The sequence below is a fragment of the Pseudomonas sp. 05T35 genome (assembly GCF_056396605.1).
The window spans coordinates 1-1,826 of the sequence record NZ_JBFTLU010000727.1; the positions used below are offsets into that span (position 1 = coordinate 1).

The following is a 1,826-nucleotide window of genomic DNA, read 5'->3' on the forward strand; positions in this document are numbered from 1 at the left end:
GCCTTACCCACCGAGCCGACCTGGCCGTGTACCGAGGCGATGTTGACGATCCGTCCCCACCCCTTGGCGCGCATGCCTGGCAGGCTGAGGCGGGTGCTGTGGAAGACCGACGACAGGTTGATCGCAATGATCGAATCCCAACGCTCCACGGGGAAGTCTTCCACCGCGGACACGTGCTGGATGCCCGCGTTGTTCACCAGGATATCGACACCACCGAACTCGCGTTCGGCATAGGCGATCATCTCGGCAATTTGCGCAGGGTCACTGACATCGGCCGGGTGGTGCCCGACCTTGCCACCAAACTGCTGTACCTGCGCGATGACTGTGGAGGCATCGCCGAAACCATTGAGGATCAGGTTGGCGCCGGCCCTGGCCAGGCTCAGTGCGATGCCCAGACCGATGCCGCTGGTGGAGCCGGTGACCAATGCGGTTTTGCCCGAAAGAGTTGTCATGAATGCCTCACACAATGCCGGTGGCGTAGAAAGTACCGATGACTACGAAGACCGCCAGGGTCTTGATCAGCGTAATACAGAAAATGTCTTTATAGGCTTCGCGGTGGGTCAGGCCCGTTACCGCGAGCAAGGTAATGACCGCGCCGTTGTGCGGCAGCGTGTCCATGCCGCCACTGGCCATGGCCGCGACCCGGTGCAGCACTTCCAGCGGAATGTTCGCCGCATGGGCCGCCGCGATGAAGTCATTGGCCATCGCCGCCAGGGCAATGCTCATGCCACCCGAGGCCGAACCGGTGATACCTGCCAGCAGGGTCACGGTAATCGCTTCATTGACCAGCGGGTTAGGGATGCTTTTCAGCCAGTCGGCCAGCACCAGGAAGCCGGACAACGAGGCGATGACCGCACCGAAACCGTATTCCGACGCGGTGTTCATCGCCGCCAGCAAGGCGCCGCTGACCGCGCTTCTGCTGCCTTCGGCGAGCTTGCCGCGGATCGCCTGGAAGCCGAACACCAGCACCATGACGATGCCGACCAGCAACGCGGCCTGGACCGCCCAGATGGCGGTGAGCTTGGCGATTTCGGTGGTCACCGGCGCGGACATGCCCGGCAGGCTCAGGCTGTGGGTCTTGCCGTACCACAGCGGAATCCAGTGGGTGAACAGCAGGTTCATGATGCCCACCAGCAGCAACGGCGAGAGCGCGATCCACGGATTGGGCAGCTTCACGTCTTCGGCGGTTTCCGGCTCGTTGCGCAGCTCTGTGCCGTAGCCTTCACCCTTGCGCTGGGCCTTGTTGCGCTGACGCTGGAGGAACAGCATGCCGGCGCAAAAGACGAAGATCGTGCCAATCAAACCCAGCCATGGCGCGGCCCAGGCGGTGGTGTTGAAGGAATCGCTGCAGCGACAATCGAACGTGAGAAGCCCGACAACTCGATCAGCTTGCCGAACACCGCGCCGAGCAGGAACACCGGGAAGTACAGTTTGACGAACCCGACCATTTTCTCCATGAACACGCCGGTGAAGGCGGGCGCAACGGCAGAGGGGTCAGTGAGCAGGACCGCGCCAAGGGCGGCAATCGGAGCGAAGAGAATGACGCTGTAGCCACGGTAAGCAGCCAGCATCAGCAGCGCGAGGGCTGCCAAGGCAATGATCACACTCATGGTGTGTCTCCTGGATTGTTATTTTTTTTGGGGRTGGATCTTTTGTAGGAGAGGGCGTTAGCGAGTTTCGTGCCATTCAAGTAACTTGTTGAAATATATGGATATTTCTTGTTATTTCGTTGATGGGGAAATAATTTGTCTCGGATTGGAGACTTATGGTGACTTGGATGGCCTTATCGCGAGCAGGCTCGCTCCCACATGTGTTCGGGGTTGACC

Annotated in this window: 1 protein-coding gene and 1 pseudogene; both read right to left on the bottom strand. The window is 60.3% G+C overall.

Features of this window, described 5'->3' with window-relative positions; genetic code table 11:
* A partial coding sequence (locus AC1DH9_RS29275; protein ID WP_477809349.1) for an SDR family NAD(P)-dependent oxidoreductase occupies positions 1-452 on the bottom strand: 452 nt, incomplete at its 3' end.
* Between the two features lie 7 nt (positions 453-459).
* Positions 460-1,610 (bottom strand): annotated as a pseudogene (locus AC1DH9_RS29280) (GntP family permease).
* Between the last annotated feature and the right edge of the window lie 216 nt (positions 1,611-1,826).